Genomic DNA, 19,651 nt, shown 5'->3' with positions numbered 1-19,651 from the left:
GTCCTCCCGCCGCCGCGGCGGCGGAGGACGGAGGGGGTCAGTCGTCGGCGCCGGCGCTGACCAGCGCGTCGGCGCCGCCGACGATCTCGCTGATCTCCTGGGTGATCTCGGCCTGCCGGGCCTGGTTGGCCTGGCGGGAGAGGTTCTTGGCCAGCTCCTCGGCGTTGTCCGAGGCCGACTTCATCGCCCGCCGGCGCGACGCGGACTCCGAGGCAGCCGCCTCGAGCAGCGCCGCGTAGATGCGGGTGGTGACGTACTTGGGCAGCAGCGAGTCGAGCAGCGCGTCGGGCGAGGGCTCGAACTCGTAGGACGTCGGCACGCCGGACGGGCCGATGCCGACGCCGTCCCCGGAGTCCTCGTCGTCGCGCTGCAGCTCCTCGGTGTCGACCGGGGCCAGCCGCCGGGCGACCGGCACCTGGCTCAGCAGCGACACGAACTCGGTGTAGACGATGTGCACCTCGTCCACCGTGGCGCTGCGGCCGGCGTCGTCGACGGGGGCGAAGACGTCGATCAGCGCCCGGCCGACCTCCTGTGCGTCGGAGTAGGCCGGCTGCTCCGAGAACCCGGTGAAGGTCTCCTCCACCGCGCGGTCGCGGAAGGAGTAGTACGTCTCGCCCTTGCGGCCGATCACGTACAGCACCGGGTCCTTGCCCTGCTGGCGCAGCGTGCCGAGGAGCTCCTCGGTGCGGCGCAGCACGTTGACGTTGTAGGAGCCGGCGAACCCGCGGTCGGAGGTGACCACCAGGACCGCCGCGCGCCCCGTGCCGGTCCGCTCGTTGAGCAGCGGGTGCTCCAGCGACGCCGACGACGCCAGCGCCGACAGCACGCGGGTGATCTCGCGGGCGTAGGGCTTGGACGCCTCCACCCGGGCCTGGGCGCGCACGATGCGGGCACCGGCGATCAGCTCCTGCGCCGAGAAGATCTTCTTCGTCGACTGGGTGGAGCGGATGCGGCGCCGCAGCGCGCGCAGCGATCCGGCCACGTCAGGCCCTCTTCGCCGTCGAGACGCCCTGGGCGGTGGCGGCGCCCTCGTCGTCGTCGAGCGAGCTGCCGTCCGACGTCGTGAACTGGCCGTAGAACGAGTTCACGGCCCGCTCGAGGCTGTTGACGGCGTCGTCGCCGAGCACCCGCGAGGTGCGGATCTCGTCGTAGACGCCGGGCTCGGCGCGGGCGATGTGGTCGAGGAACTCCGACTCGAACCGCCGCACGTCGCTCACCGGGATGCGGTCGAGCTTGCCGGTGGTGCCCAGCCACAGCGAGACGACCTCGCGCTCGACCGGGTAGGGCTGGTACTGGCCCTGCTTGAGCAGCTCGACCAGCCGCTGACCACGGTCCAGGGTGGCGCGGCTGGAGGCGTCGAGGTCGGAGGAGAACGAGGCGAAGGCCTCGAGCTCGCGGTACTGCGCCAGGTCCAGCCGCAGCCGGCCTGCCACGGAGCGCATGGCCTTGATCTGCGCGGAGCCGCCCACCCGGGACACCGAGATGCCGACGTTGATGGCGGGGCGGACACCGGAGTTGAACAGACCGGTCTCGAGGAAGATCTGCCCGTCGGTGATCGAGATGACGTTGGTCGGGATGTAGGCCGACACGTCGTTGCCCTTGGTCTCGATGAGCGGCAGGCCCGTCATCGACCCCGCACCCAGCTCGTCGGAGAGCTTCGCGCAGCGCTCCAGCAGCCGGGAGTGGAGGTAGAAGACGTCGCCGGGGTAGGCCTCACGGCCCGGCGGGCGGCGCAGCAGCAGCGAGACGGCGCGGTAGGCCTCGGCCTGCTTGGACAGGTCGTCGAAGACGATGAGGACGTGCTTGCCCTCGTACATCCAGTGCTGGCCGATGGCCGAGCCGGTGTAGGGGGCGATGTACTTGAAGCCGGCCGACTCCGAGGCCGGCGCGGCGACGATGGTCGTGTACTCCATCGCGCCGGCCTCCTCCAGGGAGGCGCGGATCGCGGCGATGGTCGAGCCCTTCTGGCCGACCGCGACGTAGATGCAGCGCACCTGCTGCGCCGGGTCACCGGTGGCCCAGGCCTCGCGCTGGTTGATGATCGTGTCGGTGACGATGGCGGTCTTGCCGGTCTGCCGGTCACCGATGACCAGCTGGCGCTGGCCGCGGCCGATGGGCGTCATGGCGTCGATCGCCTTGATGCCGGTCTGCAGCGGCTCCTTGACCGACTGCCGCTGCACCACGGTGGGCGCCTGCAGCTCGAGGGCGCGGCGGCCGGTGCTGGCGATCGGGCCGCCGCCGTCGATGGGGTTGCCCAGCGGGTCGACGACGCGGCCGAGGTAGCCGTCACCGACGGGCACGGAGAGGACCTCACCGGTGCGGCGGACCTGCTGGCCCTCCTCGATGCCGGCGAAGTCACCGAGGATGACGACGCCGACCTCGCGCACGTCGAGGTTCAGGGCCAGACCGCGGACGCCGCTCTCGAACTCGAGCAGCTCGTTGGTCATGACCGAGGGCAGGCCCTCGACCCGGGCGATGCCGTCGCCGGCCTCGGTGACGATGCCGACCTCTTCCCGGGAGACGTCCGGGGAGAACTCGGTGACGTAGTTCTGGATGGCACTGCGGATCTCGTCTGCGGAGATCGTCAGCTCGGCCATGGGTCGCGTCCTCTTCCCTGCTGGGTGGTGCTGCTGGGTGGTCTCTGGTGGTCTGGGTGGGCGCCGGGTCAGCCGGTGAGCCGGCGGCCGGCGGCCTCGAGTCGGTTCACCACGCTGCCGTCGATGACCTCGTCGCCGACGCGGACGACGAGACCGCCGAGCACCGCGGGGTCGACGGTGACCTGCAGGCCGATGGTCCGCCCGTAGATCCGGCCGAGCACGGCCTGCAGCCGCTGCTCCTGCGCGGCGGTCAGCGGCACCGCGGTCGTGACGTGGGCGACCGACCGGCCGCGCCGCGCCGACGCCGCGGTGGAGAGCCGCTCGATCCGGTTCTCGGCGTTGCCGACGTGCCGCGCGGTGAGCGTGTTCCGCAGCAGCAACTCGCTGACCGGGCTGACCCGGCCGGTCAGCAGCCGGTCGAGCAGCGCCGTCTTGCCGGCGGCAGGCGCGCGGTCGTCGGAGAGGATGCGGGAGAGCTCCGGGTCGCCGGCGACGATCCGGCCGAACCGGAACAGCTCGTCCTCGACGCCCTCGAGCTCGCCGCGCGCCTCGGCCGCGTCGAGGCCCGCCTCGGTGGCGAGCACCTCGGTGGCCTCGACGAGGTCCAGCGGCCGCGACCAGCGCTGCCGCGCCGTCGTCTCGACCAGGTCGACGGTGGCCTCGGAGACCTTCCCGCCGAGGATCCGGCGGGCCAGGCCCGCGCGGTCGACCGGCTTCACCGACGCGTCCGACAGCGCCCGGCGCAGCGAGACCTGCCCGTCGAGCAGCCGCGCGACGGCGAACAGCTCATCGGCCAGGGCCAGCAGCCCCGGACCCGCGGCGCCGCGGGTGGTCGCCGCCAGGCGCTCGCGGGTGACCGCGAGCGCCTCCCGGCTGGCGGCGTCCATCAGCGGTCCGTCCCGGGGACGAACACGGTGCTGCCGGTCCGGCCGTCGGAGGCACCCCCGGCGCTCATGCCGTCGAGCTGGTCGAGGAACCGGTCGACCGTGCCGCGGCGGCGCGCCTCGTCCTCGAGGGACTCGCCCACCACCCGGCCGGCGAGGTCGACCGCGAGCGCGCCGATCTCGCCGCGCAGCTGGTTGACCACCGACTGCCGGTTGGCCGCCAGCTGCTCCTCGCCGCGGGCGACGATCCGCGCCGACTCCTCCTGTGCCTGCGCCCGCAGCTCCTCGAGGATCTGCTGCCCCTCGGCGCGCGCCTGGTCGCGGATCTGCGCGGCCTCGGTGCGCGCCTCGGCCAGCTGGGCGCGGTACTGCTCGAGCGCGGCCCTGGCCTCGGCCTGCATGGCCTCGGCCCGCTCGATGCCGCCCTCGATCGCCTCGCGGCGCGCCCGGAAGACCTGCTCGAAGCGCGGCGCGACGAACTTGAAGAAGACGAACAGCACGACCGCGAACGCGATCAGGCCGATGATGATCTCACCGAGCGGCGGCAGCAGCGGGTTCTCGCTCTCCGCGGCGAGGATTCTCATGGTCTCAGTGTCCCGTCTGGTCAGTGTCCCTACCCGGAGGCGGGGATCAGGTGCCGAAGACGAAGGGGACGACGAAGCCGATGAGCGCGAGCGCCTCGGAGAGGGCGAACCCCAGGAAGGCGTAGGTGCGGGTCAGGCCGGCCGACTCGGGCTGGCGGGCGGTGGCCTGGATGTAGGCGGCCCACACGATGCCGACGCCGATGCCCGGGCCGATGGCGGCGAGGCCGTAGCCCACGGAGCCGATGCTGCCGGTCAGCTCAGCGTAAAGATCCATGACGGGGTGTTCCTCCTGTGTCGTCGCCCGGTGTCCGCCGGGCGGCTTGCGGGGGTCGTGCGGGTGGTGCGATCGGGGTGGTGCGCTCAGGCCGTCAGTGCTCGGCCTCGATCGAGCCGTTGAGGTAGGTCCCCATCAGCACGGTGAAGACGTAGGCCTGCAGGAAGATGACCAGCAGCTCGAAGAACGTCATCACGATCGCCATCAGGGCGGAGACGGGACCGAACACGATCGAGAAGTTGTCCCGGCTGAACAGGTAGACCGCGCCGAGCGAGAAGACGACCAGCAGCATGTGGCCGGCGAACATGTTGGCGAAGAGCCGGACCGCGAGGGTGAACGGCCGCACGACGAAGTTCTGCAGGATCTCGATCGGCGTGACCAGGACGTACATCGGCTTGGGCACGCCCGGCAGGAACAGGATGTCCTTGAAGTAACGGCCGGCGCCCTGCTCGCGGATGCCGATGTAGATGTAGAGGACCCAGCAGATGCCGGCGAGCACCAGCGGGAACGCGAACAGCGACATCGGCGAGATCTGCGCGAACGGGATGATCGCCATCAGGTTGTTCGCGAGGATGAAGAAGAACAGCGACGCCAGGAACGGGGCGAACGGCAGGCCCTTGGGACCGACGACGTCGCGCGCGATGCCGTCGCGGACGAGGGAGAAACCGCTCTCCCCGACGAACTGCAGCTTGCCCGGCACGATCTGCGGTCGGCGCGAGGCCGCCAGCATGAACGCCAGCATCGCCAGGGTCGCGATCCACAGGATCAGCGTGATGCGGGTGATCGCGAAGTCGATGCCGAGCACCGAGAACTCGGCGATGGGCTCGGGGTAGAACTCACTGAGACCGGGGGCCTGGAAACCGTCCCCGCTGCTCTCCTCGACCGCGAGCACGTCAGCGAGCGCGAGGGCGCTGGAGGTCACCGTTGTCCCTTCTGCGTCCTGGGCCGGCTCCGTCGTCCGCCCGGGGTGTCGCTCTTCTCGGGTGCACCGGGTGTCGGTGGCAGCCCGCCGTACCGGGCGACGACCAGGTAGATGGCCGCCGCCATGCCGAGGATGATCCCGACCGGCACGAACACCCGCGTGTCCAACCACCGGTCGAGCAACCAGCCCGCCCCGCCCCACACGGCCATCCCGGAGATCATCGTCCCGATGACGGCGTAACCCGTCTCGGCACCACTGCCCCGGGGAGCGGATGGTCGCGCAGGTCGAGGCCGGGTGTCCCCGCGCACGGGGTCGTCCTCGGCCATCGCCGGGACACTATCAGCCGCGCGTCGCGGTCCCGTCCGGTGCCGGGGGGAGGCTCCCCTGACCGGGTGGCGGCGGCGGGGGGACGTAGTACAGCGGCCGGGTCCAGACCCAGCGCAGCTGGACGCCGCTCCACAACAGCGCGCCGACGATCACCGCCCAGGCCATCGTGCGCCGGTCGAGCCAGCCGTCCTCCGGGAGCGCGTTCAGGATCCCGAAGAGGACGACGGCCTTGACGAAGAACGTGCCCAGCGCCGCGGGCAGCGTGAAGCTGTCGTCGATCCGCCCGGCCCAGGCGATGACGACGCCGGAGACGACGAAGAACGCCGTCACCACCGCGGCGCCCACCAGCACGCCGGCGGCGTCGGCCCAGCCGGCCACCAGCCCCGCGACCAGCGCACCCACGAACGCGACCGTGCCGGTGACCAGCGCACCCACGCGCAGGAACGACAGGTCCCAGGGGACCTCCGCCCCCGGACGGCGCGCGCTCACCGGAGCCCCTGGCCGGCGCCGGCCGCGCGGGGCGCGGCCGGTCCGGGCGCGGCCGGCCCGGGCGACGACGGGGGCGCGGTCGGGACCTCCGGACCGGCGGGCCGGCCGTCCCGGGCACGGCTCGCACGGGCGGTCGGGTGCGCGGCCCGGCTGCGCCGTCGCCGGGCGGCGATCTCGGCCGCCCGGGCCTCGCGGGCGGCCCGCCGCGTGTGTGGGCTGAGGACGACGACGACACCCACGGCGAGCAGGACTCCGATCACGACGAGCAGCTCCGCCGTCCCGCCGGTGATCGACAGTGCCACCGCGCCGAAGGACAGGAGGGCCGCCCAGAAGTACATGGTCAGCACCGCCCGGCGGTGCGAGTGGCCGATGGCCAGCAGCCGGTGGTGCAGGTGCATCTTGTCCGGCGAGAAGGGCGACTGCCCGCGGCGGGTCCGGCGGACCACGGCCAGGAGCAGGTCGGTGAAGGGGATGGAGAGCACCGCGACGGGCACCAGCAGCGGCAGCGCCAGCGGCAGCAGGCTGGCCGCGGAGTCGAAGGTCTGCGCGTCGACGCGCCCGGTGGCGCTGACGGCGGCCGCCGAGAGCACCAGCCCGACGAGCATCGAGCCGGAGTCGCCCATGAAGATCCGCGCCGGGCTGAAGTTGTGCGGCAGGAACCCGAGGCAGGCACCGGCGAGCACCGCGGTGACCAGGGCGGGGGCGCTGGCCACCTCGTCGTAGCCCACCACGCTGAGGTTGTAGCTGTAGGCGAAGAACGCCAGCGCGGCGATCGCCGAGACGCCCGCGGCCAGCCCGTCGAGGCCGTCGATGAAGTTCAGCGCGTTGACGGTCGCGACCGTCAGCAGGATGGTCAGCGGCACGCCGACGTCCGGGCCGAAGGAGATGGTCCCGATGTCGGCCACCGGCAGGAACAGGAACGCCAGCTGCACGCCGAGCAGCACCATGACGCCGGCCGCGGCGATCTGCCCGGTCAGCTTGGTCAGCGCGTCGAGGCCGAACTTGTCGTCGAGGACGCCGAGCAGGCAGATCAGCCCGCCGGCCACGAGCACCGCGGCGGTCTGGGAGTCGTCGAACGTGCGCTGCAGCGCGGGCAGCCGCGTGGCGACCAGCACCGCGGCGGCCACGCCGAGGTACATCGCCACCCCTCCCCCGCGCGGGGTGGGGATCACGTGCACGTCGCGTTCGCGGGGCGCGGCCATCATCCGCAGCCGGACCGCCGCCACCCGCACCACCGGGGTCGCCAGGTAGGTGACCACGGCGGCCACGAGCAGGACGACGGCGTACTCGCGCACGGCTCAGCCCCGCCCGGCCCCGTGCGGGACCCGGGCCGTGCGCGCGGCGGAGGAGCTCATCGCGACGGTGCTCCCGGGGCGAGACGACAGGGCGGTCCCTCCACGGTATCGCCCGGAGCGGTCCCGGAGCGTGACGTGACCGAGTGGAACGGCCCCGTCCCGAGCCTGCGGAGGGTGGGAGGACGGGGTCCTCCATCTAGTCGGTGAGCTCGGGGAGGACCTCGCGCAGCCGGTCGACGCCGACCGCGCCCACCCGCAGCACCCGCGGCACCGGACCGGTGCAGTCGACGATCGTGCTGGCCGCCGAGCCGGCGCGGGGGCCCCCGTCGAGCACCACCGCGGCGTGCTCGCCGAGCTGGGCGGCCGCCTCGTCGGCCGACGTCGCGGCGGGGCGGCCCGAGCGGTTGGCGCTGGAGACGGCCATCGGGCCGGTGCGGCGCAGCAGGTCGCGGGCGACGTCGTCGTCGGGCAGGCGGACGGCCACGGTCCCCTCGGCGTCACCGAGGTCCCAGGCCAGCGACGGCGCGTGCTCGACGACGAGGGTCAGCCCGCCGGGCCAGAACGCCTCGGCCAGCCGGGAGGCCGAGCGCGGCACGCGCAGCGTCAGCCCGGCCAGGGTCGAGGCCTCCCCGATCAGCACCGGCACCGGCATCGCCCGGCCGCGGTTCTTCGCCGCGAGCAGCCCGGCGACCGCGGCGGGCGAGAAGGCGTCGGCGCCCACGCCGTACACGGTGTCGGTGGGCAGCAGCACCAGCTCACCGCGGGCGATCGCCGCGGCGGCGGCGTCGAGGCCCGCGGCGCGCTGCTCGGGGTCGGTGCAGTCGTAGAGGTCGGCCACGGGCGGTCAGTCTCCCCGACGCCGGACGGCGGTGGTGAACCGCGGCCTCCCGGCGAGGTCGGGGTGGTCGGCGACGTCGGTGAAGTCGCCCGTGCCGCGCACCAGCGCGGGCAGCGCGTCGCCCTGCTGGTCGGCGTGCTCGATGCCGAGCGCGCCGCCGGGACGCAGCAGCCGGGCTGCGGTGCGCAGCAGCCCCCGGACGACGTCGAGGCCGTCGGGGCCGCCCCACAGCGCCAGCGGCGGGTCGTGGTCGGCGACCTCCCGCGGCACCCGGGCGCCGTCGGGCACGTAGGGCGGGTTGGAGACGACGAGGTCGACGGCGCCGTCGAGGTCGGTCAGCAGCCGCGGGTCGGTCATGTCGCCGGCGAGCACGGTCACCGGCCGGTCCCCCGCGGCGGCACGCTGCGCGGCGTTGTGCCGGGTCCACTCGACCGCCTGGGGGTCGCGCTCGACGGCGGTGACCCGCGCGCCGGGGTGCTCGTGGGCGACCGACAGCGCGATGGCGCCCGACCCGCTGCCCAGGTCGACGACGACCGGCCCGTCGGTGCCGGCCAGCCGCCCCAGCGCCCACTCGACGAGCTGCTCGGTCTCCGGCCGGGGCACGAACACGCCGGGGCCGACGGCGAGCTCGAGGTGGCGGAAGGCCGCCCGGCCGGTGAGGTGCTGCAGCGGGACCCGCCCGGCGCGCTGGTCGAGCAGCGCGGCGAAGCGGGCGGCGGTGTCGTCGTCGACGTCGCCGCGGGTGAGCAGCGCCGTCCGGGAGGTGCCGAGGACGTGGGCGAGCAGCAGCTCGGCGTCGACGCGCGGGGACTCGACGCCGGCGTCGGCCAGCCGGCGGGCGGCGTCGGCCAGGAGCGTGCGGGTGTTCAGGAGCCGGCCGCCAGCAGCTCGGCGGTGTGCGCGCGGGTGAGCGCGTCGATGACCGGGTCGAGCTCGCCGTCGAGCACGGCGTCGAGGTTGTGCGCCTTGAAGCCGACCCGGTGGTCGGAGATGCGGCTCTCGGGGAAGTTGTAGGTGCGCACCCGCTCGCTGCGGTCGACGGTGCGGACCTGGCTGCGGCGCTGGTCGCTGGCGGTGGCCGCGGCCTCCTCGCGGGCGGCGGCCAGCAGACGGGAGCGCAGCACGCGCAGCGCCGACTCGCGGTTCTGCAGCTGGCTCTTCTCGTTCTGCGAGCTGACCACGATGCCGGTGGGCAGGTGGGTGATGCGCACGGCGGAGTCGGTGGTGTTCACGCTCTGCCCGCCGGGGCCCGACGACCGGAAGACGTCGATGCGCAGGTCGTTCGGGTCGACGGTGACGTCGACCTCCTCGGCCTCGGGCAGCACGAGCACGCCGACGGCGGAGGTGTGGATGCGGCCCTGCGACTCGGTGACCGGCACCCGCTGCACGCGGTGCACGCCGCCCTCGAACTTCAGCCGCGACCAGATGCCCTCGTCGGTGCGGGACTTCACCGCGATCGACACGTCCTTGTAGCCGCCGAGCTCGGCGGGGACGGCGTCGAGGACCTCGGTGGCCCAGCCGCGGCGCTCGGCGTAGCGCAGGTACATGCGCAGCAGGTCGCCGGCGAACAGCGCCGACTCCGCGCCGCCCTCCCCCGCCTTGATCTCGAGGATCACGTCCTTGTCGTCGTCGGGGTCCTTCGGCAGGAGGAGCTCGCGCAGCCGGTCGGTGAGCTCGTCGATCCGGGCCTCGAGGCCGCGGGCCTCCTCGGCGAAGGTCGGGTCCTCGGCGGCCAGCTCGCGGGCGGCGTCGAGGTCCTCGCGGGCGGCGTCGAGGGCGCGGGCGGTCTCGACGACCGGGGCGAGCTGGGCGTAGCGGCGGCCCAGCCGGCGGGCGCGGGCCTGGTCGGCGTGCACCGCGGGGTCGGCCAGCTCGGTCTCCAGCGCGGCGTGCTCCTCGAGCAGCCCGCGCAGCCGGTCGGGCGCGGCGTCGGTGGGGCTGCTCATCGCAGGACCTCCCGGACGGGAACGGTCGTGCACTTCCGCGGAAGTGCACGCGTGGGGCGGACACGACGACGGCGCCCGCCCCACGGGAGGTGGGACGGGCGCCGTCGGGGGTGCTACTTGGCGGCGGGGGCGCCGCGCTTGCCGAAGCGCTTCTCGAAGCGGGCCACGCGGCCGCCGGTGTCGAGGATGCGCTGCTTGCCCGTGTAGAACGGGTGGCAGGCCGAGCAGGTCTCGACGGTCAGCTGACCGTTGGGGGCCGTGCTGCGGGTGGTGAAGGTGTTCCCGCAGCCACAGGTCACCGTGGTGGTGTGGTAGTCGGGGTGGATGCCGGGCTTCATGTCGCCTCTTCCGGGGTCTGGGCCGTTCAGGTGGTCGAACGCCGGGGACCGGCCGGGCATTCCGGCCGTCCTCGCGGCGGTGGCGCGGGGCTCGGCCGACCAGTATCCCTGACCGGCCGGACCCCGCCTGCGGTGGGCTGCCGCTACCGCTCGTCGAGCGCGGTGCCCGGCGTGTTCTTCTGGACCTGCATGAGGAACTCGATGTTGTTGCGCGTCTTGCGCAGCTGGGCGAGCAGCAGTTCCAGCGCCTGCTGCGGCTCGAGCGCGGCGAGCACCCGGCGCAGCTTGATGACGATGGCCAGCTCGTCGGGCGACATGAGGATCTCCTCCTTGCGCGTGCCCGACGCGTTGACGTCCACGGCCGGGAAGACCCGCTTGTCCGCCAGCCGGCGGTCGAGCTTGATCTCCGCGTTCCCGGTGCCCTTGAACTCCTCGAAGATGACCGTGTCCATCGTGGACCCGGTCTCCACCAGCGCCGAGGCGATGATGGTCAGCGAGCCGCCGTTCTCGATGTTGCGGGCGGCGCCGAGGAACCGCTTGGGCGGGTAGAGCGCCGTGGAGTCGACACCACCGGACAGGATCCGCCCGCTGGCGGGCGCGGCCAGGTTGTAGGCGCGGCCCAGGCGGGTGATCGAGTCCAGCAGGACGACGACGTCGTGGCCCATCTCGACCAGGCGCTTGGCCCGCTCGATGGACAGCTCCGCGACCGTGGTGTGGTCCGACGGCGGCCGGTCGAAGGTCGAGGCGATGACCTCGCCCTTCACCGAGCGCTGCATGTCGGTGACCTCCTCGGGCCGCTCGTCGACGAGGACGACCATGAGGTGGCACTCGGGGTTGTTCGTGGTGATCGCGTTGGCGATCGCCTGCAGCACCATCGTCTTGCCGGCCTTGGGCGGCGACACGATGAGGGCGCGCTGCCCCTTGCCGATCGGCATGACCAGGTCGATGACCCGGGTGGTCAGCTGGTGCGGGTCGGTCTCCAGCCGCAGCCGCTCCTGGGGGTAGAGCGGGGTGAGCTTGGTGAACTCCGGGCGGTTGCGCGCCTGCTCGGGGTCGAGGCCGTTGACCGTGTCGAGCCGGACGAGCGCGTTGTACTTGTCCTTGCGCTCGCCCTCCCGCGGCTGGCGGACCGCGCCGGTGATGGCGTCACCGCGGCGCAGGCCGTGCCGGCGCACCTGCGACAGGGAGACGTAGACGTCGTTGGGGCCGGTCAGGTAGCCCGACGTCCGGACGAACGCGTAGTTGTCCAGGACGTCGAGGATGCCGGCCACCGGCAGCAGGACGTCGTCCTCGCTGACGGTGGGCTCGGTGGGCTGGTCGAACCGGTCGCGCCCGTTGCGGCGGTTGCGGTCGCGGTAGCGGCGCCCGCGGCGGCCGCGGCCGCCCTCGAAGTCGTCGTCGTCCTCGTCGCTGCGGGCGTCGCCGCGGGTGTCGGGGCGCGGATCGGTGCGGGTGTCGCCGCCGCGGTCGGTGCGGTTGTCCGGGCGACCGCTGCGCTCGGAGCGGTCGCCGCGGTTGCCGTCGCGGTTGCCGTCGCGCTGGCCGCGCTCGCCGTCGCGGCCGTCGCGCTGGCCGTCACGACCGTCGCGGGCGGGGCGCTCGGCCCGCTCGCCGTCGCGGCCGTCGCGCTGGCCGCGGTCGCCGTCCCGGCCGGTCTCCCGGCCGTCGCGGGTGCGGTTGCGGTCCCGGTTGCGCGCCGGACGGTCGCCGTCGGTGCGCTCGCCGTCGGTGCGCTCGCCCTCGGCGCGCTCGCCGTCGGTCCGCTCACGGTCGGTCCGCTCGGCGGGCGGGGCGGGGGTCGTCGCGGTGTCCGCGGCGGGGACCTCGGCCGGCGCGGGAGCCGCGTCGGTGCCGGCCGGGGCGCCGGCGGGACGGCTGGCCGCACGGCGGCGGCGCGGCGCACCCTCGGTCGCGGGGGCGTCGGCGGCCGGGGCGCTCGCGGGGGCGGCGGTCAGCGGACCGCCGTTGGCGCCGCCGCTGACGGGGGCCTCGACCGGGGTCGCGGTGGCGGCGACACCGCGCGCGGCCGGCGCGCCGCTGCCGGTGGGCTCGTCAGCCGGGGTGCCGGGCGCCGGGACGCTGCCCGGGGTCCCGCCGACCTGACGGGCGGAGATGGCGGCGACGAGGTCGCCCTTGCGCATGCGGCCGACGCCGGAGATGCCCAGCTCGGACGCGAGTCGCTGGAGCTCGGGGAGCAGCATCCCGGCCAGCCCGCTGCCGCGCCGGCGGGATCGGCCCGCCTGACCAGAGACGGCAGGTGCCTCGCCCGCAGCGCCCTCGGGGGCGCCGGCGGTCGCGAGGTCGGTGGTTTCGCTCACGTACAGGTCCTTCCCTGCGGTGACCTGCGCCTACCGGCGCAGGAGGTGACCCGGCGCCGCCCGTCCGAGGGGTTCGGGACAGGGGCGAGCGGCGGATCGAGTGGGTGCGGAGCGGGGGTGCGTCGACAGGAAGGCCGTCTGCAACGTTCCGCGCGAGGCTCGCCCGGAGGCGGCTACGCCGGAAAGACTAGGCTCGCCCCACGGTCGGGACAACACCGCTGTCCAGCGGAGTGTTCCTCGTTACGAAGACGATACCCCAGACGGCACGGGGGTCACGCGGGCCCCGCCGTGGTCCACCTCGAGGGGGTACACCCGCCACCCGTCCGGGGTGAGCGACCTCACCTCGCGCGGGTCCGGGTCGTCACCGGGCCGGCGACGGGTGAGCACCAGGACGCTCGGGCCGGCGCCGGAGACGACGGCGGCGTGGCCGGCCGCCCGCAGCCGGTCGACCAGGGCCAGGGTGCCGGGCATGGCGGCGGCGCGCTGGCGCTGGTGGAGCCGGTCGTCGGTCGCCTCGAGCAGCAGCCCCGGCTCGGCGATGAGCGCGTGCACCAGCAGCGCGGCGCGGGCGGCGTTGTACGCGGCGTCGCAGTGCGGCACCGCCGCCGGCAGCAGCGTGCGCGCGGTGTGCGTCGACAGCGTCCCCTCGGGGACGAGCACCACGGGCAGCACCTCGTCGCTGACCGGCAGCCGGTCGGCCCGGGCACCGTCGGGCGTCGTCCACGACAGCGTGGCCCCGCCCAGCAGGCACGCGGCCACGTTGTCGGGGTGCCCCTCCAGCTCCGACACCAGCCGCAGCACCGCGCCGTCGTCCCGGGCCCCGGCGCCGGGGCACAGCTCGAACGCGCCGACCACCCCGGCGACGACGGCCGCCGCCGACGAGCCCATCCCCCGGCCCTGCGGGACGGCGTTGACCGCGCGCACCCGCAGGCCCGGCGGCGACCAGCCGAGCAGGTCGCACGCGGCGCGGAAGGACCGGACGACGAGGTGCCGCTCGTCGGCGGGCAGCTCCCCCGCGCCGACGCCGGAGACCTCGACGGAGAGCCCGGCGTCGGCGACGGCGAACTCGACGACGTCGTGCAGGGTCAGCGCGAGGCCGGCGCAGTCGAAGGCGGGGCCCAGGTTGGCGCTGGTGGCGGGGACCCGCACCCGGACGGCGGGGCCGCTCACAGACCGAGCTGCGCGGCGGCCGCGGCGGCGTCGACCGGGATGGTCACCGGCACCGGCGCACCGGAGATGGCCCACTCGGGGTCCTTGAGCCCGTTGCCGGTCACCGTGCACACGACCCGCTGCCCGGGCTCGAGCCCGCCGTCCGCGGCCACCTTGAGCAGCCCGGCGACCGACGCCGCCGAGGCCGGCTCGACGAAGACCGCCTCGGTGCGGGCCAGCAGCCGGTACGCGGCGAGGATCTCCCGGTCGGTGACGGCGTCGATGCGCCCGCCGGACTCGTCGCGGGCGGCCAGCGCCTTGGTCCACGACGCCGGGTTGCCGATGCGGATCGCCGTCGCGATGGTCTGCGGCCGCTCGACCACCTGGCCGGTGACGATCGGTGCCGCGCCGGCGGCCTGGAAGCCCCACATCCGCGGCCGCCGGGTGGCGGGGCCGTCGTCGGCGTACTCGCGGTAGCCCTGCCAGTAGGCGGTGATGTTGCCGGCGTTGCCGACCGGCAGGCAGTGCACGTCGGGGGCGTCGCCGAGGACGTCGACGACCTCGAAGGACGCGGTCTTCTGCCCCTCGATGCGGTACTGGTTGACGCTGTTGACCAGGCTGACCGGGTAGTCGATGGCGAGCTTGCTGGCCAGCGCGAGGCAGTCGTCGAAGTTGCCGTCGACCTGCAGCAGCTTGGCGCCGTGCACCAGGGCCTGGGCGAGCTTGCCGAGCGCGATCTTGCCCTGCGGCACGAGGACGGCGCAGACCATGCCGGCGCGCGCGGCGTACGCGGCGGCGCTGGCGCTGGTGTTGCCGGTGGAGGCGCAGATGACCGCCTGCGCGCCCTCCTCGCGGGCCTTGGTGATGGCCATCGTCATCCCGCGGTCCTTGAACGACCCGGTCGGGTTGGCGCCCTCGACCTTGAGGAACACCTCGCAGCCGGTGCGCCGGGACAGCTCCGGCGCCGGCACCAGCGGCGTGGCGCCCTCGTGCAGCGTCACCACCGGCGTCGCCGGGCTGACCGGCAGCCGGGACCGGTAGGCCTCGATCAGCCCCGGCCAGACCGGTGAGACGGCACCGGGCAGCGTCCCCGTCATGACAGCCCCTCCACCCTGAGCACGCTGGTGACCGCGCGGACCGCGGGCATCTCCCGCAGCGCGGCGATGGTCGCCGACAGCGCCGCGTCGGGGGCGCCGTGGGTGACGATGACCAGCGTCGCGGCGTCGCCGTGGCCGTCCTGGCGGACGGTGGCGATGCTGACCTCGTGCCGGGCGAACTCGGTGGCCACCGTCGCCAGCACGCCGGGCACGTCGGCGACGTCGAGGCTCACGTGGTAGCGGGTGGGCGTCTCGGCGATCGGCCGGGTCGGCAGCTCGGCGTAGGCGGTCGGGCCGGCACCCGCAGCCCCGGCCACCCGGTTGCGGGCGACGGCGACGAGGTCGCCGAGGACGGCGCTGGCGGTCGGTTCCCCTCCGGCGCCCTGCCCGTAGAACATCAGCTGCCCGGCGGCCTCGGCCTCCACGAAGACGGCGTTGAACGCCCCGCCGACGGCGGCCAGCGGGTGGCTGGTCGGGATCATCGCCGGGTGCACGCGGACGGCGACCGACTCCCCGTCGGGCCCCCCGACGCGCTCGCAGATGGCGAGCAGCTTCACCGTGCAGCCGATCTCGGCGGCGCGGGCGACGTCGGTGGCGGTGACCGCGGAGATGCCCTCGCGGTGCACGTCGGAGGCGGTGACCGCCGAGTGGAAGGCCAGCGAGGCGAGGATCGCGGCCTTGGCCGCGGCGTCGAACCCGTCGACGTCGGCGGTCGGGTCGGCCTCGGCGTAGCCGAGCTCGGTGGCCTCGGCCAGCGCCTCGCTGAACCCGGCGCCGGTCTCGGCCATCCGCGACAGGATGTAGTTGGTGGTGCCGTTGACGATGCCCACGACCCGGCGGATCTGGTCACCGGCCAGCGACTCGCGCAGCGGCCGCAGCAGCGGGATCGCCCCGGCCACCGACGCCTCGTAGTACAGGTCGACGCCGGCCTTGGCCGCCGCGGCGTGCAGCGCGACGCCGTCCTCGGCCAGCAGCGCCTTGTTGGCGCTGACCACCGACTTGCCGGCCTCGATCGCGGCCTGGATCAGCGAGCGCGCCGGCTCGATGCCGCCGATCACCTCGACGACGAGGTCGACGTCGTCGCGGGTGACCAGGCCCAGCGCGTCGGTGGTGAGCAGCTCCGCGGGCACCTCGGGGTGCCGGTCGGGACGGCGGACGGCGACCCCGGCGACCTCCACCGGGCGGCCGACGCGGGCGGCGAGGTCGGCGGCCTGCTCGCCGACCAGCCGCAGCACCGCGCCGCCGACCGTGCCGCAGCCGAGCAGCGCCACCCGCAGCGGGGCGGTCACGACCGGGCTCCCACGGGGTGCTCGGGCGCGGGCTGGTCGGGCGCCGGGGAGGGCGCCGGCCGGTTCGCGAGGACGGCGTCGAGGGCGAACACGTCCGACAGTGTCTGACGCCGGACGATCTCGGTGGCGACGCCGTCCCGCACCGCGACGACCGGCGGCTTGAGCAGGTAGTTGTAGTTGCTCGCCATCGACCAGCAGTAGGCGCCGGTGGCGGCGACGGCGAGCAGGTCGCCGGGCTGCACGTCGGAGGGCAGCCACAGGTCGCGGACCAGCACGTCGCCGCTCTCGCAGTGCTTGCCGACGACGCGGCACAGCGCCGGCGCGGCGTCGGAGGTGCGGTTGGCCAGCACGCAGGTGTAGTCGGCGTCGTAGAGGGCGGTGCGGATGTTGTCGCTCATGCCGCCGTCGACCGACACGTAGTTGCGCACCGGCGGGGCCCCGTGACTGCCGCTGCCCAGGCGGACCGGCTTGATCGTGCCGATCTCGTAGAGCGTGACCGTGCCCGGGCCGGCGATGGCGCGTCCCGGCTCGACGGCCAACCGCGGCACCGGCAGGTCGAGCGCCGCGCACTCGGCCGCGACGACGGTGCGCAGCCGGCGGGCGACGTCGGCCGGGGTCACCGGGTCGTCGTCGGGCACGTAGGCGATGCCGAAGCCGCCGCCGAGGTTGAGCTCGCCGAGCAGCTCGCCGGTGGCCTGGTGCACCTGGCCCAGCAGCCCGACGACGCGGTGCGCGGCGGCCTCGAAGCCGGCGGTGTCGAAGATCTGCGAGCCGATGTGGCTGTGCAGCCCCGCCAGGTGCAGCGCCGGCTCGCGGATGACCCGGACGGCGGCGGTCAGCGCGTCGCCGGTGGCCAGGGAGAAGCCGAACTTCTGGTCCTCGTGGGCGGTGGCGATGAACTCGTGGGTGTGCGCCTCGATGCCCACGGTGGTGCGGATCAGCACCGGCACCGGCGCGCCTCCGGCGGCCACCCGCGCGGCGGCCATCGGCACCAGCCGGTCGATCTCGTCGAAGGAGTCGACGACGACCCGGCCGATGCCGGCGTCGACGGCCAGCTGCAGCTCGACCAGGGACTTGTTGTTGCCGTGCAGCGCGATCCGCCCGGCGGGGAACCCGGCGGCCAGGGCGACGGTGAGCTCGTTGCCGCTGCAGGCGTCCAGGTGCAGCCCGTCGTCGGCGATCCAGCGGGCCACCTGCCCGCAGAGGAACGCCTTGGACGCGTAGTGGACGTCGGCGTCGTCGAAGGCGGTGGCGAAGTCCGCGGCCCGGCCGCGGAAGTCGTCCTCGTCGAGCACGAACAGCGGGGTGCCGTGCGCCCGGGCCAGCTCGGTGACCGGCCTCCCGGCCAGGTGCAGCTCGCCGTCGACGCGGCGGGCCGAGCGCGGCCAGACCGCCGGGTCGAGCGCGCCGAGGTCGGTCGGCGGGGTGCCGGCCGCCGGCGGCGGGGAGAACGCGCCGTGCAGCGGCCCGGCCGGGTGCGCCCTCACATCCGCTCCGGGGCCGAGACGCCGAGCACGCCGAGGCCGTTGCGCAGCACCACCGCGGTGGCCGCGCACAGCCACAGCCGGGCGACGGTCAGCGGGGTCGCCTCCTCGTCGCCGCGGGGCAGCACGCGGCAGGAGTCGTAGAAGCGGTGGTAGGTGCCGGCCAGCTCCTCCAGGTAGCGGGCCACCCGGTGCGGGGCGCGCAGCTCCGCGGCCGAGGTCAGCACCCGCGGGAACTCACCGAGCGCCCGCAGCAGGTCGTTCTCCCGCTCGTGGGTCAGCTGCGCGACGTCGACGTCGGCGGGCTCGCCCAGCGCGATGCCGAGGTCGGCGGCGTTGCGCAGCACCGAGGAGATCCGGGCGTGCGCGTACTGGACGTAGAAGACCGGGTTGTCGTTGGTCTGCCGGCTCCACAGGTCCAGGTCGAGGTCGATCTGCTGGTCGACCGAGGCCCGGGCCAGGGCGTAGCGGGCGGCGTCGGCCCCGACGGCCTCCATGAGGTCCTCGAGCAGGACGACGGTGCCGGCGCGCTTGCTCATCCGCACCGGCTCGCCGTCGCGGACGAGGTTGACCAGCTGGCCGAGCAGGATCTCCAGGTTGGCCTCGGGGTCGTCGCCGACCGCGGCGACCAGCGCCTTGTACCGGCCCACGTACCCGGCGTGGTCGGCGCCCAGCATGATCACGACCTTGTCGAAGCCGCGGGCGCGCTTGTCGAGGTAGTAGGCGCAGTCGGCGGCGAAGTAGGTCGGGTCGCCGTCGCTCTTGACCAGCGGCCGGTCCTTGTCGTCGCCGAAGTCGGTGGTGCGCAGCCAGACGGCGCCGTCGGCCTCGTAGACGTGCCCGTTCTCGCGCAGCCGCGCGATCGCCTTCTCCAGCGCGCCGGTCTCGTGCAGCGTGCGCTCGCTGAAGTAGACGTCGAACTCGACGCCGAACGCGGCCAGCGTGCGCTTGATCTCGGCGAACATCAGCTCGACGCCGCGCTCGCGGAACCGCTCCTGCTGCTGCGCCTCGGGCAGCTCCAGCACACCGGGCTCGGCGGCGACGACCTCGGCGGCGATCTCACCGATGTAGTCGCCGGCGTAGCCGTCCTCGGGCACGGGCCGGCCGGCGGCGGCGGCCATCAGGCTCTGCGCGAAGCGGTCGATCTGCGCGCCGGCGTCGTTGAAGTAGTACTCCCGCGTGACCGTGGCGCCGCTGGCCTCCAGCAGCCGGCCGAGGGCGTCGCCGACCGCGGCCCAGCGGGTGCCGCCGATGTGCACCGGGCCGGTCGGGTTGGCCGACACGAACTCCAGGTTCAGCCGCTGCCCGGCCAGGGTGGCGGTGGAGCCGTAGGCCTCCCCCGCGGTGACCGCCTCGACGGCGATCCGGCCCAGCGCGCCCTGCGCGAGGGTGACGTTGAGGAAGCCGGGGCCGGCGACGTCGACCCGCTCGATCCCCGGCCGGGTGCGCAGCTCCTCGGCGAGGGCCTCGGCCACCTCGCGCGGCGGGCGGCCGGCGGGCTTGGCCAGGCGGAGCGCCACGTTGGTGGCGTAGTCACCGTGCTCGGGGTTCCTGGGACGCTCGACGACGACCTCGTCGGGGACGGCGACGGCGAGCGTGCCGCGCTCGACGACCGCCGCGACGACGGCCCGGACGAGGTCGCGCAACTGCTCCGGTGTCACCTGGGGATCGTACGCAGCGGGCGCGACCCGCTTCCCCGCCGCACCCGTGGTCCCAGGGACTGCACAGGTACGCGACCTAGACTCGCGGGCGAGGGCAGGCGCGAGCCCTGCCGCGCCGGCGCGCACCCATGCTGCGCCACGACCGGCGGACACACCACT

At 74.5% G+C, this 19,651-nt stretch carries 19 protein-coding genes; all 19 read right to left on the bottom strand.

Features of this window, described 5'->3' with window-relative positions; all coding sequences use genetic code 11:
* Nucleotides 1-37: 37 nt before the first annotated feature.
* Complete coding sequence (locus tag ACI8AD_RS13155) at nt 38-982, bottom strand: F0F1 ATP synthase subunit gamma (protein ID WP_456870976.1); 945 nt, start codon at nt 980-982, stop codon at nt 38-40.
* A 1-nt stretch (nt 983) separates the two neighbouring features.
* The gene (atpA, locus tag ACI8AD_RS13150; RefSeq protein WP_456870975.1) at nt 984-2,597 is read right to left on the bottom strand and encodes a F0F1 ATP synthase subunit alpha; all 1,614 of its coding nucleotides are present in this window, start codon (nt 2,595-2,597) and stop codon (nt 984-986) included.
* A 68-nt stretch (nt 2,598-2,665) separates the two neighbouring features.
* A complete protein-coding gene (locus ACI8AD_RS13145) occupies nt 2,666-3,484 on the bottom strand; it encodes a F0F1 ATP synthase subunit delta (RefSeq protein ID WP_456870974.1) in 819 nt (272 codons plus the stop codon).
* On the bottom strand, nt 3,484-4,065 hold the full coding sequence (locus ACI8AD_RS13140) for a F0F1 ATP synthase subunit B (protein ID WP_456870973.1): 582 nt from the start codon (nt 4,063-4,065) through the stop codon (nt 3,484-3,486). The genes ACI8AD_RS13145 and ACI8AD_RS13140 overlap by 1 nt, the downstream gene beginning before the upstream one ends.
* Nucleotides 4,066-4,111: 46 nt before the next feature.
* The gene (atpE, locus tag ACI8AD_RS13135) at nt 4,112-4,339 is read right to left on the bottom strand and encodes an ATP synthase F0 subunit C (protein ID WP_456870972.1); all 228 of its coding nucleotides are present in this window, start codon (nt 4,337-4,339) and stop codon (nt 4,112-4,114) included.
* Between the two features lie 94 nt (nt 4,340-4,433).
* Nucleotides 4,434-5,261 carry a F0F1 ATP synthase subunit A gene (gene atpB, locus ACI8AD_RS13130; protein ID WP_456870971.1) on the bottom strand — a complete coding sequence of 276 codons (828 nt, stop codon included), beginning with the start codon at nt 5,259-5,261 and terminating at the stop codon, nt 4,434-4,436.
* Entirely contained in the window at nt 5,258-5,470 is a 213-nt protein-coding gene (locus ACI8AD_RS13125; protein WP_456870970.1) for an AtpZ/AtpI family protein, read from the bottom strand. Before ACI8AD_RS13125 ends, atpB begins: the two co-directional genes overlap by 4 nt.
* Before the next feature lie 130 nt (nt 5,471-5,600).
* Nucleotides 5,601-6,077: a hypothetical protein gene (locus tag ACI8AD_RS13120; protein WP_456870969.1), complete on the bottom strand. Its 477-nt coding sequence runs from the start codon at nt 6,075-6,077 to the stop codon at nt 5,601-5,603.
* The gene (locus ACI8AD_RS13115; RefSeq protein WP_456870968.1) at nt 6,074-7,372 is read right to left on the bottom strand and encodes a glycosyltransferase family 4 protein; all 1,299 of its coding nucleotides are present in this window, start codon (nt 7,370-7,372) and stop codon (nt 6,074-6,076) included. The genes ACI8AD_RS13120 and ACI8AD_RS13115 overlap by 4 nt, the downstream gene beginning before the upstream one ends.
* 196 nt (nt 7,373-7,568) lie before the next feature.
* On the bottom strand, nt 7,569-8,210 hold the full coding sequence (locus ACI8AD_RS13110) for an L-threonylcarbamoyladenylate synthase (RefSeq protein ID WP_456870967.1): 642 nt from the start codon (nt 8,208-8,210) through the stop codon (nt 7,569-7,571).
* Between the two features lie 6 nt (nt 8,211-8,216).
* Nucleotides 8,217-9,062, bottom strand: a complete 846-nt coding sequence (gene prmC, locus ACI8AD_RS13105; RefSeq protein ID WP_456871012.1) for a peptide chain release factor N(5)-glutamine methyltransferase — start codon at nt 9,060-9,062, stop codon at nt 8,217-8,219.
* 14 nt (nt 9,063-9,076) lie between these two features.
* Nucleotides 9,077-10,156, bottom strand: coding sequence for a peptide chain release factor 1 (gene prfA / locus ACI8AD_RS13100; RefSeq protein ID WP_456870966.1), 1,080 nt, complete (start codon nt 10,154-10,156; stop codon nt 9,077-9,079).
* A gap of 113 nt (nt 10,157-10,269) precedes the next feature.
* Complete coding sequence (gene rpmE, locus ACI8AD_RS13095; RefSeq protein ID WP_089402658.1) at nt 10,270-10,494, bottom strand: 50S ribosomal protein L31; 225 nt, start codon at nt 10,492-10,494, stop codon at nt 10,270-10,272.
* A 143-nt stretch (nt 10,495-10,637) separates the two neighbouring features.
* Nucleotides 10,638-12,812 (bottom strand): transcription termination factor Rho, encoded by a 2,175-nt coding sequence (gene rho / locus ACI8AD_RS13090; RefSeq protein WP_456870965.1) that lies wholly within the window; start codon nt 12,810-12,812, stop codon nt 10,638-10,640.
* 240 nt (nt 12,813-13,052) lie between these two features.
* Complete coding sequence (gene thrB, locus ACI8AD_RS13085) at nt 13,053-13,982, bottom strand: homoserine kinase (RefSeq protein WP_456870964.1); 930 nt, start codon at nt 13,980-13,982, stop codon at nt 13,053-13,055.
* Complete coding sequence (gene thrC, locus ACI8AD_RS13080) at nt 13,979-15,058, bottom strand: threonine synthase (RefSeq protein ID WP_456870963.1); 1,080 nt, start codon at nt 15,056-15,058, stop codon at nt 13,979-13,981. The genes thrB and thrC overlap by 4 nt, the downstream gene beginning before the upstream one ends.
* Complete coding sequence (locus tag ACI8AD_RS13075; protein ID WP_456870962.1) at nt 15,055-16,347, bottom strand: homoserine dehydrogenase; 1,293 nt, start codon at nt 16,345-16,347, stop codon at nt 15,055-15,057. The genes thrC and ACI8AD_RS13075 overlap by 4 nt, the downstream gene beginning before the upstream one ends.
* Nucleotides 16,344-17,834 (bottom strand): diaminopimelate decarboxylase, encoded by a 1,491-nt coding sequence (gene lysA, locus ACI8AD_RS13070; RefSeq protein WP_456870961.1) that lies wholly within the window; start codon nt 17,832-17,834, stop codon nt 16,344-16,346. The genes ACI8AD_RS13075 and lysA overlap by 4 nt, the downstream gene beginning before the upstream one ends.
* Complete coding sequence (argS, locus tag ACI8AD_RS13065) at nt 17,831-19,492, bottom strand: arginine--tRNA ligase (protein WP_456870960.1); 1,662 nt, start codon at nt 19,490-19,492, stop codon at nt 17,831-17,833. Before argS ends, lysA begins: the two co-directional genes overlap by 4 nt.
* Nucleotides 19,493-19,651: the final 159 nt, after the last annotated feature.

The sequence above is a fragment of the Geodermatophilus sp. SYSU D00766 genome (assembly GCF_054049915.1).
The sequence above is the reverse complement of the archived record's forward strand: the minus strand, read 5'-3'. Positions and strand labels throughout refer to the sequence as shown.

What these genes read in the sequence shown, in the direction of transcription:
- atpA (WP_456870975.1), bottom strand. Translation starts at nt 2,597, where the DNA reads ATGGCCGAGCTGACGATCTCCGCAGACGAGATCCGCAGTGCCATCCAG.
- ACI8AD_RS13145 (WP_456870974.1), bottom strand. Translation starts at nt 3,484, where the DNA reads ATGGACGCCGCCAGCCGGGAGGCGCTCGCGGTCACCCGCGAGCGCCTG.
- ACI8AD_RS13140 (WP_456870973.1), bottom strand. Translation starts at nt 4,065, where the DNA reads ATGAGAATCCTCGCCGCGGAGAGCGAGAACCCGCTGCTGCCGCCGCTC.
- atpE (WP_456870972.1), bottom strand. Translation starts at nt 4,339, where the DNA reads ATGGATCTTTACGCTGAGCTGACCGGCAGCATCGGCTCCGTGGGCTAC.
- ACI8AD_RS13125 (WP_456870970.1), bottom strand. Translation starts at nt 5,470, where the DNA reads ATGGCCGTGTGGGGCGGGGCGGGCTGGTTGCTCGACCGGTGGTTGGAC.
- prfA (WP_456870966.1), bottom strand. Translation starts at nt 10,156, where the DNA reads ATGAGCAGCCCCACCGACGCCGCGCCCGACCGGCTGCGCGGGCTGCTC.
- rpmE (WP_089402658.1), bottom strand. Translation starts at nt 10,494, where the DNA reads ATGAAGCCCGGCATCCACCCCGACTACCACACCACCACGGTGACCTGT.
- thrC (WP_456870963.1), bottom strand. Translation starts at nt 15,058, where the DNA reads ATGACGGGGACGCTGCCCGGTGCCGTCTCACCGGTCTGGCCGGGGCTG.